Source organism: Pseudomonas sp. SDO52101_S400 (assembly GCF_054071635.1).
The window spans coordinates 1-561 of the sequence record NZ_JBSVWF010000149.1; the positions used below are offsets into that span (position 1 = coordinate 1).

The following is a 561-nucleotide window of genomic DNA, read 5'->3' on the forward strand; positions in this document are numbered from 1 at the left end:
GGCACGGCATTGCCTACAAGGCCTGGCTCGACGTGGCGGAAGACGTGCGCGCCGGCGGCTGGTGACGCTGTTCGATGATTGGAACGGTGAGAGCGTGCCGTTCAATCTGCTGTGTCCGCATCGGGTGCAGGTGTCGGAACTGGTGAACGTGTTGCAGGCGTTTTTGCGCGAACGATGTCTGTCGTTAAGTTGATTATGTGGGGCATGTCCGCGAGGGAGCCTTTCGCCTCCCCCGCAATATTAAGTTCGAGTCAATAAGGGGTGAGGCACCAAGAAGTCCACATGGCTGTTGCATGCATAGTACTTCTGAGATTATTGAGAGGATCAATATACGCCCCCCAATCCCCGAAGGTCCCACACGTCCATACATTGGCATTACGCGGCGGGACTACATAAACTCGAAAAATATCATTAATGAATGCACGGTCGTAAGTATGCCTCCCTCCTAATGTGTGCATCCATTTCTCAGCGTTCAAAAACGTATATGGCTCATCACTGATCTGCAGTTCATGCACGTTGGTGACTGCCACCAGATAAGTCACGGTTGTACCTTCCTGATCC

At 52.6% G+C, this 561-nt stretch carries 2 pseudogenes; one reads left to right on the forward strand and one right to left on the reverse strand.

The features are described from left to right. A pseudogene (locus tag ACW9HX_RS29110) lies at window positions 1-193 on the forward strand (LysR family transcriptional regulator); the annotation flags it as partial. Between the two features lie 58 nt (window positions 194-251). Here the strand turns inward: ACW9HX_RS29110 and ACW9HX_RS29115 are convergent. Next, window positions 252-561: pseudogene (locus ACW9HX_RS29115) on the reverse strand (Ig-like domain-containing protein); the annotation flags it as partial.